General features: G+C 41.5%; 14 protein-coding genes. 10 read left to right on the forward strand and 4 right to left on the reverse strand.

The features are described 5' to 3' along the window. The first annotated feature begins 56 nt into the window (after positions 1–56). The 4 genes from ABGT15_RS09215 to ABGT15_RS09230 all read left to right on the forward strand — a co-directional run bounded on the left by ABGT15_RS09215 (position 57) and on the right by ABGT15_RS09230 (position 5,254). Complete coding sequence (locus tag ABGT15_RS09215; RefSeq protein WP_367231127.1) at positions 57–914, forward strand: MBL fold metallo-hydrolase; 858 nt, start codon at positions 57–59, stop codon at positions 912–914. A gap of 114 nt (positions 915–1,028) precedes the next feature. Beyond that, positions 1,029–1,457 (forward strand): MarR family winged helix-turn-helix transcriptional regulator, encoded by a 429-nt coding sequence (locus tag ABGT15_RS09220; RefSeq protein ID WP_367231128.1) that lies wholly within the window; start codon positions 1,029–1,031, stop codon positions 1,455–1,457. A gap of 261 nt (positions 1,458–1,718) precedes the next feature. Then, positions 1,719–3,317: a S8 family peptidase gene (locus ABGT15_RS09225; RefSeq protein ID WP_367231129.1), complete on the forward strand. Its 1,599-nt coding sequence runs from the start codon at positions 1,719–1,721 to the stop codon at positions 3,315–3,317. 62 nt (positions 3,318–3,379) lie between these two features. Beyond that, the gene (locus ABGT15_RS09230) at positions 3,380–5,254 is read left to right on the forward strand and encodes a M1 family metallopeptidase (RefSeq protein ID WP_367231130.1); all 1,875 of its coding nucleotides are present in this window, start codon (positions 3,380–3,382) and stop codon (positions 5,252–5,254) included. A 27-nt stretch (positions 5,255–5,281) separates the two neighbouring features. Here ABGT15_RS09230 and ABGT15_RS09235 read toward each other — a convergent pair whose 3' ends face one another. Then, a complete protein-coding gene (locus tag ABGT15_RS09235; protein WP_367231131.1) occupies positions 5,282–5,716 on the reverse strand; it encodes a hypothetical protein in 435 nt (144 codons plus the stop codon). 10 nt (positions 5,717–5,726) lie between these two features. Continuing rightward, a complete protein-coding gene (locus ABGT15_RS09240) occupies positions 5,727–6,338 on the reverse strand; it encodes an acyloxyacyl hydrolase (protein ID WP_367231132.1) in 612 nt (203 codons plus the stop codon). 138 nt (positions 6,339–6,476) lie between these two features. On the opposite strand from ABGT15_RS09240, the gene rnpA reads away from it, so the two are divergent. From rnpA to ABGT15_RS09270, 6 genes are all read left to right on the forward strand, one after another. Next, the gene (gene rnpA / locus ABGT15_RS09245) at positions 6,477–6,857 is read left to right on the forward strand and encodes a ribonuclease P protein component (RefSeq protein WP_367231133.1); all 381 of its coding nucleotides are present in this window, start codon (positions 6,477–6,479) and stop codon (positions 6,855–6,857) included. A gap of 61 nt (positions 6,858–6,918) precedes the next feature. Next, positions 6,919–7,776, forward strand: a complete 858-nt coding sequence (locus ABGT15_RS09250) for a DUF4349 domain-containing protein (RefSeq protein WP_367231134.1) — start codon at positions 6,919–6,921, stop codon at positions 7,774–7,776. A gap of 3 nt (positions 7,777–7,779) precedes the next feature. Then, on the forward strand, positions 7,780–9,420 hold the full coding sequence (locus ABGT15_RS09255) for a S41 family peptidase (protein ID WP_367231135.1): 1,641 nt from the start codon (positions 7,780–7,782) through the stop codon (positions 9,418–9,420). A gap of 67 nt (positions 9,421–9,487) precedes the next feature. Beyond that, positions 9,488–11,476, forward strand: a complete 1,989-nt coding sequence (locus tag ABGT15_RS09260; RefSeq protein WP_367231136.1) for a KUP/HAK/KT family potassium transporter — start codon at positions 9,488–9,490, stop codon at positions 11,474–11,476. A gap of 2 nt (positions 11,477–11,478) precedes the next feature. Then, on the forward strand, positions 11,479–12,291 hold the full coding sequence (locus tag ABGT15_RS09265) for an OmpA family protein (RefSeq protein WP_367231137.1): 813 nt from the start codon (positions 11,479–11,481) through the stop codon (positions 12,289–12,291). A 6-nt stretch (positions 12,292–12,297) separates the two neighbouring features. Further along, positions 12,298–13,185 carry an OmpA family protein gene (locus tag ABGT15_RS09270; protein ID WP_367231138.1) on the forward strand — a complete coding sequence of 296 codons (888 nt, stop codon included), beginning with the start codon at positions 12,298–12,300 and terminating at the stop codon, positions 13,183–13,185. Here ABGT15_RS09270 and ABGT15_RS09275 read toward each other — a convergent pair whose 3' ends face one another. Both ABGT15_RS09275 and ABGT15_RS09280 read right to left on the reverse strand, forming a co-directional pair. Beyond that, on the reverse strand, positions 13,186–13,632 hold the full coding sequence (locus ABGT15_RS09275; RefSeq protein WP_367231139.1) for a GNAT family N-acetyltransferase: 447 nt from the start codon (positions 13,630–13,632) through the stop codon (positions 13,186–13,188). Next, the gene (locus tag ABGT15_RS09280; protein ID WP_367231140.1) at positions 13,632–14,627 is read right to left on the reverse strand and encodes a DUF4837 family protein; all 996 of its coding nucleotides are present in this window, start codon (positions 14,625–14,627) and stop codon (positions 13,632–13,634) included. Before ABGT15_RS09280 ends, ABGT15_RS09275 begins: the two co-directional genes overlap by 1 nt. Positions 14,628–14,633 lie beyond the last annotated feature (6 nt).

The following is a 14,633-nucleotide window of genomic DNA, read 5'->3' on the forward strand; positions in this document are numbered from 1 at the left end:
ATTGCGAATTCGCTTAAGAATTCTTAATTTGCAGACGCAATTTTTAAGCAAAAATCATGAAAATATACCCTATAGAAGCCGGGAATTTCAAATTGGACGGTGGCGCCATGTTTGGAGTGGTGCCGAAAACCATCTGGAACAAGACCAATCCGGCCGACGAAAACAACCTCATCGATATCGCCGCACGCTGCATGCTGATTGAAGACGGCAAGCGTCTGATTTTAATCGACACCGGCATGGGCGACAAACAATCCGAGAAGTTTTTCGGGTATTATTCGCTTTGGGGCGAGCATTCGCTGGACAAATCGCTTGCAAAACACGGCTTTCACCGCGACGATGTGACCGATGTGTTCATGACGCACCTGCATTTCGACCATTGCGGGGGCAGCGTCATCTGGAATAATGACCGTACCGGCTATGAAGTGGCTTTTAAAAACGCTAATTTTTGGAGTAACGACAGCCACTGGGAATGGGCCACTAAACCAAATCCAAGAGAAAAAGCGTCGTTTCTGAGTGAAAATATTTTGCCGATGCAGGAAAGCGGACAACTGAAATTCATTAACCGGCCAACAGGTGATTTTCTGGAAACTTCGGAATTAGGTTTCGGAATTTTCTTTGCCGATGGACATACGGAAAAACAAATGTTGCCCCATATCAACTATAACGGAAAAACAATCGTTTTTTGTGCCGATTTACTGGCCACAGCCGGACATATCCCAATTCCGTATGTGATGGGGTATGACACCCGTCCCTTACTTACCATGCCGGAGAAAACAAAATTCCTTACTGCCGCCGCGGATAACAATTATTACCTCTGGTTGGAACACGATGCCCATAACCAAATCGTTACAGTCGAACAAACCGAGAAAGGAGTACGCCTCAAAGAAGTGTTCCGTTGTGAAGACATTCTATAATAATTTAACAGCTTTCTAACGTCTTGATCCGAAAGCTGTTAATTTTTTACTAAACTTTACTTGATATGTCAATTATTTCAAAATCATTACTACATTTGACTAAAGAAATCGTTCGTGGAAAAATTAAACAACATCATTTTTTATAACATCGACCACAGTATTCGCTTGTATCGGATGTATGCTCAGAAGAAATTACGCGAACACGGTTTTAAAATAACAATTGATCAATGGTTGGTCATCAAATGCATTTTAGAAAACCCGACCATTACCCAACACGAATTGAGTGCTTTGGTATTTAAAGACAACGCGTCAGTGACCCGAATTATTGATTTACTGATAAAAGCTAAATATCTGGAAAAAGAAATCAACCCGGAAGATCGTCGAAAGTTCATGCTTCACGTTACCAAATCCGGAGAGGAAATTATAAAAAAAGTGCAGGAAATCGTCTTACAGAACCGAAGTAATGCATTAAAAGGAATCGACGCTAAAGAATTGGAAATTGCCGATTCAGTTTTGCGGAAGATTATACAGAATTGTAAATAATATCATCAGTCAGAAAAAAACATCAATCAAAAAACGAACTGTTATGATTAAAATTGCCTTATTACTCATTACTCTTGTAATCACAGTCATCAGCTATATTTTCATTTAAAAGAGAATATAGCTTTTCTTCTTTCTTTTAGTCGTTCTGATTAAAAAGTACTAACTTGCTGTACCTTGCAAACTTTATGTTAATCCTTTTTCAGGGTGTAACATTTTGCAATACTTTAGACCTATTATTTATTATCAAATAACGAAATGATTATGAATGTACTAAAAACACACTATCTGTGTGCTGCACTAGCCTTAGCTTTAGCCAGCTGCGGAACCCAAAAAATGGTGACCACACCTACTGAAAATATCGACAAAATGCCGATGAAAGTTGGCAAAATTGCTGAAAATGACTTAAAACGCTGGAGCCATCTTGACTTAGGGAAAGACACTATTCCAGGTATGAGTGTGGACAAGGCCTATTCACAATTGCTGAAAGGAAAAAAAGGAAGCACGGTTACTGTAGCCGTAATTGATTCCGGAATCGATATCGAACACGAAGATCTGAAACCGGCTATTTGGTCGAATCCTAAAGAAATTGTCGGTAACGGAAAAGACGACGACAACAATGGTTACATTGACGACATCCACGGTTGGAACTTCTTAGGGAATTCCGATCACGAAAACATGGAATATGTCCGTATCCTGAAAAAAGGCAACGACGGTTCCGCAACGTATCAAAGAGCTAAAGCAGAGCATGAGAAAGATATGGCGGAAGCCAATCAGGGTAAAATGCAGGTGGATTTCATTACGGCGGGTGATAAAGCCATTGCCGATCATCTGAAAAAGAAAAATTACACCTTAGATGATGTAAAGAAAATCGAAACTACCGACCCTGCCTTATTGCAATACAAAGGGATGATGATGCAGATTTTATCCCAAACTTCTAAAGAAGAATTCGACAAGGAAATCGGAGAATACAAAGACCATGTGTACGGACAATTAAATTACCATCTGAACACGGAATTTGACGGAAGAAAAGCAGTGGGCGACAATCCAAATGATATCAATGACAAAAAATACGGGAATAATAACGTAATCGGCCCGGAGAAAAAAGGTGCGAAACATGGAACCCACGTAGCCGGCATCATCGCACAGACCCGTAACAACAAAATTGGAGGTGACGGTGTGGCCAGCAACAACGTTAAGATCATGGCTGTTCGCGCTGTTCCCGATGGTGATGAATACGATAAAGATATCGCTTTAGCTATTCGTTACGCAGCCGATAATGGTGCAAAAGTCATCAACGGAAGTTTTGGAAAATACTATTCGACTCACCCGGAATGGGTACACGACGCGATTAAATACGCGGCTTCTAAAGACGTCTTGGTTATTTTTGCCGCCGGTAACGATTCGTATGATTTGGATGTGATTAACAAATATCCTACCGACTCGTACAACAACCAACCGGAAGTATCCAACAATGTCTTGATTATTGGTGCTCTTACGCCCAATTACGGTTCCGAAATGGTAGCCGGATTTTCGAACTACGGAAAAAACAGCGTAGACATTTACGCGCCGGGTGAACAAATTTACGCGACCACACCAAGCAACACGTATCAGTATTTGCAGGGAACCTCGATGGCTTCTCCAAATGCCGCCGGTGTAGCGGCATTAATCCGTTCGTATTATCCGAAACTTACTGCAACTCAGGTAAAACAGATCTTGATGGAATCCGGAACTACTTTGACACAGAAAGTAACCGTAGGGGAAAGCAAAGATGCGAAACCATTTAACGAAACTTCCAAATCCGGAAAAATTGTAAATGCTTACAACGCTTTGTTACTGGCAGAGAAAATGGCTAAAAAATAATTATATTTGAAACCTGTATAATTCGGAAGGGATGTTTTCCCTTCCTTTTTATTTAAACAATAATGAAAAAACAGCTTTTACTTTCGCTTTTAATCCCTTGCGGATTACTGGCACAACAGAACCCGAATCCTGGCTATTGGCAACAACACGCCGATTACAAAATGGAAGTGGCCATGGATGTGAAAACCTACCAATACAAAGGAAAACAGACTCTGGTGTACACGAATAATTCACCGGATACGCTGCGTCGTGTATACTATCACTTGTTCAACAATGCGTTTCAACCGAACAGTGCGATGGATGCCCGAATCAAGTCTATTAAAGATCCTGACGGGCGTATGGTGACCAAAGTAAAAGTTGGAGACAAAGAAGTAAAAGAAAGCAGGATTGCAGCCTTAAAACCAAACGAAATCGGCTATTTAAAAATCACCAATTTCAAACAGGACGGTATTGCCGCAACAAACAAAACAGTCGGCACTATTCTGGAAGTAACGCTGGCAAAACCTTTATTACCCAAAACATCCACAACGTTCACCTTGGATTTTGACGGACAGGTTCCCCTACAAATCCGCCGTTCCGGACGCAACAACAAAGAGGGCGTGGAACTGTCAATGGCACAATGGTATCCGAAATTGGCAGAATACGATTTTGAAGGCTGGCAGGCCGATCCTTATATTGCTCGTGAATTCCATGGCGTTTGGGGTACTTTTGATGTAAAGATCACCATCGATAAAAAATATGTTTTGGGAGGAACCGGATACTTGCAAAACGGCAATCAAATCGGCTTCAATTATCAGGATACCGGCGTGAATGTAATCGTTCCGAAAAAACAGAAAACCTTAACCTGGCACTTTATCGCGCCTAATGTGCACGATTTCACCTGGGCGGCAGATAAAGACTATATTCACGATAAACTTCAGACGGAAGACGGAGTAACGTTGCATTTCCTATACAAAAACAATCCGAAGATCCTCGAAAACTGGAAAAATCTACAGCCTAAAACGGCAGCCTTGATGAACGTTTACAACACTACAGTTGGAAAATATCCTTACCAGCAATACTCTGTTATTCAAGGCGGTGACGGCGGTATGGAATATGCCATGTGTACCCTGATTTTAGGCGAAGGTACTTTCGAAGGTTTGTTAGGTGTAACGGCCCATGAAATGGCACACTCCTGGTTTCAGCACGTTTTAGCTTCCAATGAAGCAAAACACAGCTGGATGGATGAAGGTTTCACCACGTGGCTGGAAAACTACGGCTTGAATGAAATTGCCGAGAAAAAAGTGGAAAACCCACATGCAGATTCCTATGCCGGTTACTATTCGTTGGTGAAATCCGGAAAAGAACAACCGCAAGGCACCCATGCCGACCGTTACGACGAAAACCGTCCGTACAGCATTCAGGCCTACAGCAAAGGAAATATTTTCCTTTCGCAACTGGAATACCTCATCGGGAAAGAAAACCTTTTAAAAACGATGAAAAAGTATTACAGTGATTACAAATTCACCCATCCAACGCCTAACGACATCAAAAAAACAGCAGAACGCGTTACGGGAGCGAATTTAGACTGGTATTTAACAGAATGGACGCAAACCACCAATACCATCGACTACGGCATTAAAACCGTGGAAGAAAACGGGAGCAACACCAGACTAACACTGGAGCGCATCGGAAGGATGCCCATGCCGTTGGAAATTTTAGTGGTTTATGAAGACGATTCCATAGAAACGATGTACATCCCACAAACCCTGATGCGCTGGTCTAAAGACAATCCGTATCCTGCTGTAAAACGTACAGTAACGGAAGGTTGGGATTGGGCGTATCCGACGTTTGAAGTGATCCTCGGAAAACCCAAAGCCAGTATCAAAGCCATTGTGATCGATCCGAGTGAACTCATGGCCGATATAAACAAAACCAATAACGTCTACAAGAAATAAACCGAAAGCTGTCTGAAAAGGCAGCTTTTATTTTGGTGCAAACTTTTCCACATCCGCCCAGGTTGACCAAATGGCATCCAGACGCTTTTTAAAGAGTACTTGATCGTTGCTTTGTTCCAATTCTTTGAACAGCACATGCATTTCTCCGCGTAAATTGGGGTAATTATCCGTGACTTCAAGCATGGCTTCCCACGCTTCCCGATGCGAACGATAAGCCACCACCAATTCGTTTGGACAATGTTGCGTCTCAATGGTTTTCATGGCTTCGGCATACTTTTGTATGGTTTCACTCAGGGACAATTCCATACATTGCCGGTTGCGGATTTTCCCCAATGAATCGTCAATTGCAATGAGTCGCTGCATACAATCGTCCGATTGTTTTGCGGAAACAAGGGTATTGCTGTTACCACAAGACAAAGCTATGAAAATCAATATCGCGCCGAAGCAGCCTTTTTTTATCATCTTTAAAAATTTACAAATCAAACAGCATACAAATTTCGATATTCTGGGTGTTAAAACCCGCATTGGACGACTGAAGCCCTCCGTTGGAAACATGGCGTAAGCTTGGCCGGATATCAAAATAAGCATCGGCCGTTTTTACCGAAAACCCCAAGGCAATCACATCGGAAAAAGCAAAACCTTTGGAAAGCCGCTCTGTACGGGTATCGGTTACCATCGGACCAATACTGCCCAGCAGATAAACACTAAACGATTTACCCAAGGGCTTTCGAACCAGCAATCCAAGATTCAGAATGTATTCGCGTACATTTTTAATTTGGGTGTATTCCTCCCGTAACGCTTCATAATTGGGCTCGTCCGGCTGAACGAAATATTTGTTAAGCAACTGATGTTCTCCAAAATTCAACTCCGGCTGAACGACCATTGCATACTTCAGGTACTTCCCGTTTTTAAACCGGTAATCAAACTGCATTTTTACAAATTGATTGCGAAAGGTATAATCTTTCCTTCGGATTTCATCGCCGAAGCCATAGCTGAAGCCTAATCCATAAGGCTTATCATTGCTTTGAGCTGTAGAACATTGAAACACATAAAACAACATAAAAAAAACAAACCTTCCCTTCATAGAACTAGTTTCTTTTAAAGTTACGTGATTTTAAAGATGTCTTGGCAATTAATCGACAAGCCGCTTTTATTTCCATTGAAACGTAATTTATATAACTGTTTTAAGGATTTCTGTAAAACTTTGTACCTTTGCCCACACATGAAAAACACCTATCCAAAGCACGAAAAGCTGAAAAGCAAAACCACCATCGATTTGATGTTCTCCCAAGGCAAATCAGTATCGAAATATCCGTTGCGTTTGGTGTACGTGCCGATTCCCGATGAAAAGGAACCCCTGAAATTTGGCGTTTCGGTATCTAAAAAATATTTCAAAAAAGCCGTTGACCGGAACTACTTCAAGAGAGTGCTTCGCGAATGCTACCGTCTGAATAAAGCTCTTATAGCGGACGATTTGACACAGCCGCACGCTTTTATGTTTTTGTACCAAACCAAAGAAAGGCTTTCGTATCAGGAAATTTTCGAAAAAACCCAACAGCTCTTTCAGAAATTTGCAGAGACACAACCCAAAGACGATAAATAATTTCTGAATAAAAACACTTTTTGATTGGGCTTTTGCGTTATGTTTTGAAAACCAAAAGCTTATGAGACTGATCTTATTTTACACGACTTTATTGACCGTGCTGCAGGGCTGCAATAAATCCTCCGAAACTCAAGACGACAAAATTGTCAGTACAGAATTGATGGCTCCCCCACCTAAAGAAGAGGCTGTTGAAGCTGCTTATGACGTCGCCGAACTAACCGATTCTGATGCCGCTGTTGTGTCTTCACCCGATCAAACCACTGTTACGCCTAAAATCATTAAAACCGGCACATTACGCTTCGAAACTGCTGATCTTAACGAATCTTTTCTGCAGATTCAAAAGGCGCTGGTCAAACACAAAGCTTCGATACAAAACGACGATTCCGGAAAAGACTACGCTTCCTCTTATCGAAATGTTACCGTCCGGGTTCCGAATGCGTCCTTTGATGCTTTCATTGCCGATATCAGCCAGGGCGTAAAACATTTTGACCGCAAGGAAATATCCGCCGAAGATGTTACCGAAGAATATGTTGATGTGGAAGCCCGTCTGAAAGCAAAAAAAATACTGGAAAAAAGATATTTCGAACTGCTCAGCAAAGCCAACAAGGTTTCGGAAATGCTAGAAATCGAACGGGAATTATCCAAAATTCGGGAAGAAATCGAAGCTAAAGAAGGGCGTTTAAAATATCTGCAGCATCAGGTAGCGATGAGTACCATTCATCTGGAAATGTACACTAACAATCCGTCGGAAAGCGGCGCTACAGTCTCCTATTTCGGAAAAATGGGAAATGCGATGAAAGACGGTTTTAACAATATTGCAACTTTCTTTTTGGGAATACTCAACATTTGGCCTTTTATTCTTATTTTCGTTATACTGATCGTTTTCCTCCGAAGACGATTTAAGAAAAAAACCGCCTAAAAAATGTTGTCAGCAGTCAAAAAAAGATACGTATTACCTGTTCTTGCGGGTGGATTTCTGTTTGTCGGGGTAAGTTTTCAGCAGGATTTCTTTGAGATCGCCAAACAGCTGGAAATTTTTACCACGATGTTCAAAACCGTCAACCAGAATTATGTCGATGAAGTAAATCCCGGTGAAATGATGGACAAGGCCATTAAAAGCATGCTGGCCGATCTGGATCCGTACACCAATTACTTCAACGAACAGGATGTGGTACGTTTTAAAATCAATTCTACCGGCGAATATACCGGCATTGGTGCCATGATCAACCGAAAAGATGGTCGATTAATCATCGTAGAACCTTACAAAAATTTCCCGGCCGATAAAGCGGGTTTAAAAGCCGGCGATGAAATCGTACAGATTGGCGATGTGAATCTGGTGGACTTCAAAGAAGATGCCGGAACGCTGTTGCGCGGGGTGAAAAACACGAAAGTCGATATCAAATACAAGCGTCAGGGTAAATTGCTTTCCACGCAAATCGTACTGGATGAAGTGGATGTGAAAGCGGTTCCTTATTTTGCGATGTTGTCGGACAAAACCACCGGCTATATTGTGCTGAGCCAGTTTAACACCAAAGCGTCTTCTGAAGTAAAAGATGCCTTACTGAAACTGAAAAGCGAAGGCGCAACAAAAATTGTATTGGATTTACGCGGTAATCCGGGAGGCTTACTGCATGAAGCGGTGAACATCTGCAATTTATTTGTGCCGCAGAATGAAATCATTGTAACAACCAAATCGAAAAACGAAAAACACAACAATACCTATAAAACCCAACGCAATCCGATTGATCTGGACATACCGTTGGCTGTTTTGGTAGACGGAAAAAGTGCGTCAGCTTCCGAAATTGTGGCCGGTGCGCTTCAGGATTTAGATCGCGCGGTAATCGTGGGAACCCGTAGTTTCGGGAAAGGTTTGGTACAGCGTCCTTTGGATTTATCCTACGGCACACAGGTAAAAGTAACGATTTCAAGGTATTACACCCCATCCGGAAGATGTATTCAGGCCTTAGATTATGCCCATAAAGACAAAGACGGGAAGGCAGTACGTACCGAAGCTAAAAATTACAACGCTTTCAAAACCAAAAAAGGCCGAACAGTATATGACGGTGGAGGTATCCAGCCGGATATCGAATTGGCAGAATCCAAACAAAGCACCATTGCAGCGGCTTTGGTAAAAAGTGATGGGATTTTCAACTTCGTAACGGATTATTATTATAAAAATCCGAACCCGAACAACACCATTCCTACGATTACCGACACCGATTTTGCTAGCTTTAAAACCTTCCTGAAAAAAGAGAATTTCCAATTGGATACAGAAACGGAATTGGCACTTAAGAAAACACTTGAAGCTGCCAAAAAAGAGAAAATCAACGAAAGCATCGCAGCCGAATACCAACAACTGCTAAGTGCTTTGCAGCGTACCGAAGAAAAAGAACTGGAAAAGAACAAAACGGAAATCAAAAACCTGATTCAGGATGAAGTCATCAAACGCTACCAATACCGCGAAGGACTTTACGTATACTATACCAAAAACAATCCTGAAATTGCAAAAGCACAGGCCATTTTGACCAACAGTGCCGAGTATAATAAAATAATTAAAAAATAAATTCAGTCAATTATAAAATGTCATAACATTTTTATGATAATTTTGTGATAATTAAAATTTTTGAAACGTGAGTTCACACAGTAGTAACCACCTGAATAAAGTTACTTTAGGCGGTTTAATTGTTACCCTTGGAATTATCTATGGAGATATTGGTACCTCTCCGCTTTACGTAATGAAAGCCATTGTCGGCAAACAGGCAATCGATTATGATGTGGTATTGGGAGCGATCTCCTGTATCTTCTGGACCCTGACCCTGCAAACCACTTTCAAATACGTGATTTTAACGCTTCGTGCAGACAACAAAGGTGAGGGCGGAATTTTCTCACTGTACACCCTGGTTAAAAAATTAAAAAAGCGCTGGTTAATTGTACCGGCTATTATAGGAGGAAGTGCCTTATTGGCCGACGGAATCATCACCCCGCCCATTTCGGTTTCCTCTGCTATTGAAGGACTTAAAACCTACAATCCGGAACTGAACACCATTCCCATCGTAATTGGAATTTTATTCGTACTGTTTTTCATCCAGCGCTTCGGAACCAAATTAGTCGGAAAGTTTTTCGGGCCGATGATGTTACTGTGGTTTGGAATGTTGGGAACACTCGGTGTCATCCATTTAGTTGGTAATATCGAAATTCTTAAAGCGCTGAATCCTTACTATGCCGTACACTTGTTGCAGGTACACCATGAAGGGTTTTATGTCTTAGGCTATGTATTCCTTTGTACCACCGGAGCGGAAGCTTTGTACAGCGATTTAGGGCATTGCGGTATCAAGAATATTCGGATTAGTTGGATTTTTGTGAAGTCGATGTTGGTATTGAATTACTTCGGACAAGGTGCCTATCTAATAGAACATCAAGGACAAACTTTAACCGATTTAAGCGGAACTGCCAGCAACCCCGGTAACCCGTTTTACCTGGTGATGCCGGATTGGTTTTTACCGTTCGGAATTGCGATTGCTACTGCTGCTGCGGTAATTGCTTCCCAAGCTTTAATCAGCGGATCTTTTACGTTGATCAGTGAAGCGATGCGTTTGAATTTCTGGCCAAAAGTACGTGTAAAATATCCAACGGAATTAAAAGGACAATTGTACATCCCGTCGATCAACTGGTTGTTGTTCATTGGATGTGTATTCATCGTACTGCATTTTGAAGAATCCGGAAACATGGAAGCGGCCTATGGTTTAGCTATTGTACTGTGCATGATCATGACCACAATTTTACTGGGCTTCTTCATGGTTTTAAAACGCTACAACCCCATTTTCATCGTTTTGGTCTTGTTGGTCTACCTGTCAATCGAAATATCGTTCTTCATGGCCAACATCGAGAAATTCTCCCATGGTGGTTATGTTTCGGTTTTCATTGCCGGCTTCCTGGCTTTTGTGATGGTGATTTGGTTTACCGCTAAAAAAATCCGAAAAGATTATACCGAATTTGTAAAACTCGACAATTTCAAAAACGTTATTTCCGATTTAAGCAACGATCTTTCCATCCCAAAATACGCTACGCATTTGGTCTACTTAACCAACGCCAGCCATGGGGATGAAATCGAATCGAAAGTGGTGTATTCCATCTTACAAAAAAGACCGAAACGCGCTGATATTTACTGGTTTGTACACGTTAACGTTACCGATGAACCGTATGAAATGGAATACCGTGTTCGCGAGATCATAAAAGACGATATCATCCGCGTAGATTTCTATTTAGGTTTCCGTGTCGCGCCGCGTATCAACCTGTTGTTTAAAAAAGTAGTACAGGATATGGTGAAAAACGGTGAGGTGGATATTACCAGCCGTTACGAATCCTTAAACCGAAACAACGTTATTGGTGATTTCAAATTCGTACTGATCGAAAAATTTCTTTCATACGACAATGATTTCCCTTGGCATGAACGCATTATTCTGGATATTTACTATCTGCTTAAAAAAATCAGTTTATCTGAAGAGCAAGCCTTTGGATTGGACAGCAGCTCGGTGAAAGTCGAACAGTATCCAATTGTAATTCACCCGCCAGATGAAATTAACCTGCACCGAATTAACGAACCCCGATCCCATCATTAATAATGAAAAAAATTCTTTTTCTTTTTCTTTTGCTATGCAACCTGGCCAATGCTCAGGAGGAGGTTGTGCATTCGGTTTACTTTGAGTTCGATAAATTTAATTTAGACGAAAAGCAAGCCAACGATGTAGTGGCCTTCGTAAGCGGTATTGACACGACACGCATCGAAAGCATCCAAATTTATGGCTATTGCGACGATCGCGGCAAAGATGCCTACAACTACAAATTGTCAAACAATCGTGCCACTACCATCAAAAACAAATTGATTGAAAAAGGCATTAAAAATAAAATTATTGTAACCATTGAAGGTAAGGGACGTGTTTTAATCGAAGACGACATCATCGAAAACCTTCCGGAAGTACGCCAAAAAAACCGTCGTGTCGATGTGCTGATGAATTTCAAACCGGCTCCGATTGTACCCATACCTGGTGTTTACAACGATTTAAAAAGCGACGTGGTGGTGGGAGACCGTATCTGTTTCGATAAAATTCTGTTCGATAAAGGCCGTAGTGTTTTAACCCACAAAGCCCGTGTGGAATTGGACCGTATCGCCCGTTTTCTGCACAAATACAAGAACATGCATTTTGAGATTCAGGGGCATATTTGTTGTACCCCGACCTTTCAAAAAGAAGCGATTGACAAAGACACTAAAAAAAGAGCCTTATCACATAACCGAGCACAAGCGGTTTATAAGTATCTTGTAGCCAAAAGAATTGAAAAAAAACGCATGACATTCAGAGGTTATGGCAATACGCAGCCTTTAGGAAACGGTGCCGAACAAGACAGAAGGGTGGAATTTTTGATCACAAAGATTTAAGAGCTTATGAAGCATTGCTATACTTTCCTGCTACTTTTATGGATTTCGCTGGGTTTCGCTCAGCAGGAATTGACTAAGGTAAAAATCGACAAGTACTCCGTGTACTTCGACTTTGACAAGCACAAACTTACCGACGTAGAAGACACAAAACTTAAGGATTATGTTAAGAGCCTGGGGAACATTGTTATCCTATCCATCGGATTGGAAGGTTTTTGCGACGATCGCGGAAGTATAGAATATAACCGTTTACTTTCCCAAAGAAGAGCCAAAACGGTAGAAGACATCCTGGAAGAAATAGCTTCTAAACAGAAAAACGTAGAAGGAAAAGGGAAAATCGATTTGCGTATTACCGAATTGAACTCGGACGAATTGGATGCCACCCGAACCCTAAACCGCCGTGTGGACATTTATCTGGAATACTTTCACAACGACTATATCGATTTGAGTAAACCGGATTCCCTACCGAGTAAAGTAGATTTGGAAAACCGTCAGTTGCGTCTAAAAACCTTTGAAGACAAACCCCTGAAAGTCGGAGACATTATCAAACTTAAAGATTTGTATTTTGAAGGAGGTCGTGCCGTGCTGTTGCGAAAATCCGAAAAACAACTGGACAAACTTTTACAGGAATTGCGTAAGAACCCGAATTTCAAATTTCAGATTCAAGGCCATGTGTGCTGTATCGACACCGATTATTTTCGCGATGCCGTTGATGAAGATACCGGGATCAGCAATTTGTCTGAAGCGCGTGCCAAAGCAATTTTTGCTTATCTAATCGCTAATGGCATTCCGGAAGAACGCATGACGTACAAAGGCTATGGACGAGATTTTCCGTTGGAAGGCGAAAAAGAACGCAACAACAAACGCGTGGAAATCTGCATTACCAGCATTGAATAACTAGCCGCGTTTCATTTCGATGTGCGGAATGTTGTCTTCCAGATACGTTTCGCTGGTTGGCACAAAACCGTGGCTTTCATAAAATTTCTTCAAATACAGTTGGGCAGATATGGTGATCTTGGTTTCACCGTAGTGTTCCAGGATTCCTTTTATTGCTTCCTGCATCAGATCATGGCCCCATTTCTTATCCCGGAAAGACGGTTTTACAATTACCCGTCCAATGGATGCCTGCTCAAAATAATCGCCCGACATAAAAAGTCGTGCATAAGCCACCAAAACACCTTCATGCATGCCTAAAACGTGTAACGCTTTCGCGTCCTTGCCGTCTATATCCTGATAAACGCAATTTTGCTCCACTACAAAGACTTCTGAGCGCAATTGTAATATTTGATACAGTTCTGTTAAAGATAAGGCCTTAAAAGGCTTTATTTTGAATTCCGGCTTCATTACTTTTTAGAATTAAGAAATTGAATTGATTTAATAATCGCTTCCAGTTCGAAAATCAGGTCGCGTTTCGCATTCGAAGGATCATATACAAAACCTTCCACGATGATATAACGATGGTTGGGCTTATCCTCAATGGCATAATTCAGGAAAGGTCCATTCATAAAACCATTTTCGAGTTCCCAAGTGCCCCGGGTTTCAAAAGCCAAACGGTCGTCAATCCTAACTTGAGACAAATAAGGAGCATAACTCTCCTCTGTAATCATACCGGCATGATCCGTCAACCCTTTTACATATTTCTTCCCTACAGAATCCCGAATACGGACAATACTCGCAACCCTTTCGTTATTGATGCCTATGGCTGATATCGGCACATCATACACTAACAAATTCAAATTACCGGAGGGAATATCACGCTTGAGCCATAAAAAATCCTTCTTGCGAATAGCATACGAAAAATCAATCGGCACCTGAAACGTAAAACCGAAATGATCCTTAACGCGTTTGTCATTAAACAGAGACGCAGCATTGAGGCGTTGGTTTTCGATAATTTCGTAAAATTTTAAACTGCTTACCAAAGTACTGGCATGCAACTCTAATATGGCGATGATTTCCCGAAGTGAGTAACCAGATATGTAGAACACATTTTGCGGTGTAGCATATTGGTTTTCCACGTGTTTAAACTCGTTCTGGTCGGATTTGGAAATCACAATGATGTTCCGACTGAGTTTTACCGAAGCATCGAAAATTTTAGGCGAAAACTGATTGATGGTAAAAAGCGGTTCTTCCTCTTGGAGCCCGTCTACAGGAGCCGCTAGTTTTTTTCGCAGGGTGTCCCCTATCTCACCGTTCCAGAGCACGTCATCGATAACTACGGAAACCGTATTGATCTTACCTGTTGAGACTGGCAAAATCTTATGACTCTGCTCAGCGTCTTTCCAACAGGAAACCAAAAGCATTGCTGCCAACAGGCCGAAAAAAAAATTCGCTTTTCTCACGGTAAA

Source organism: Flavobacterium enshiense, from assembly GCF_040750275.1.
GTDB lineage: Bacteria > Bacteroidota > Bacteroidia > Flavobacteriales > Flavobacteriaceae > Flavobacterium > Flavobacterium enshiense_B.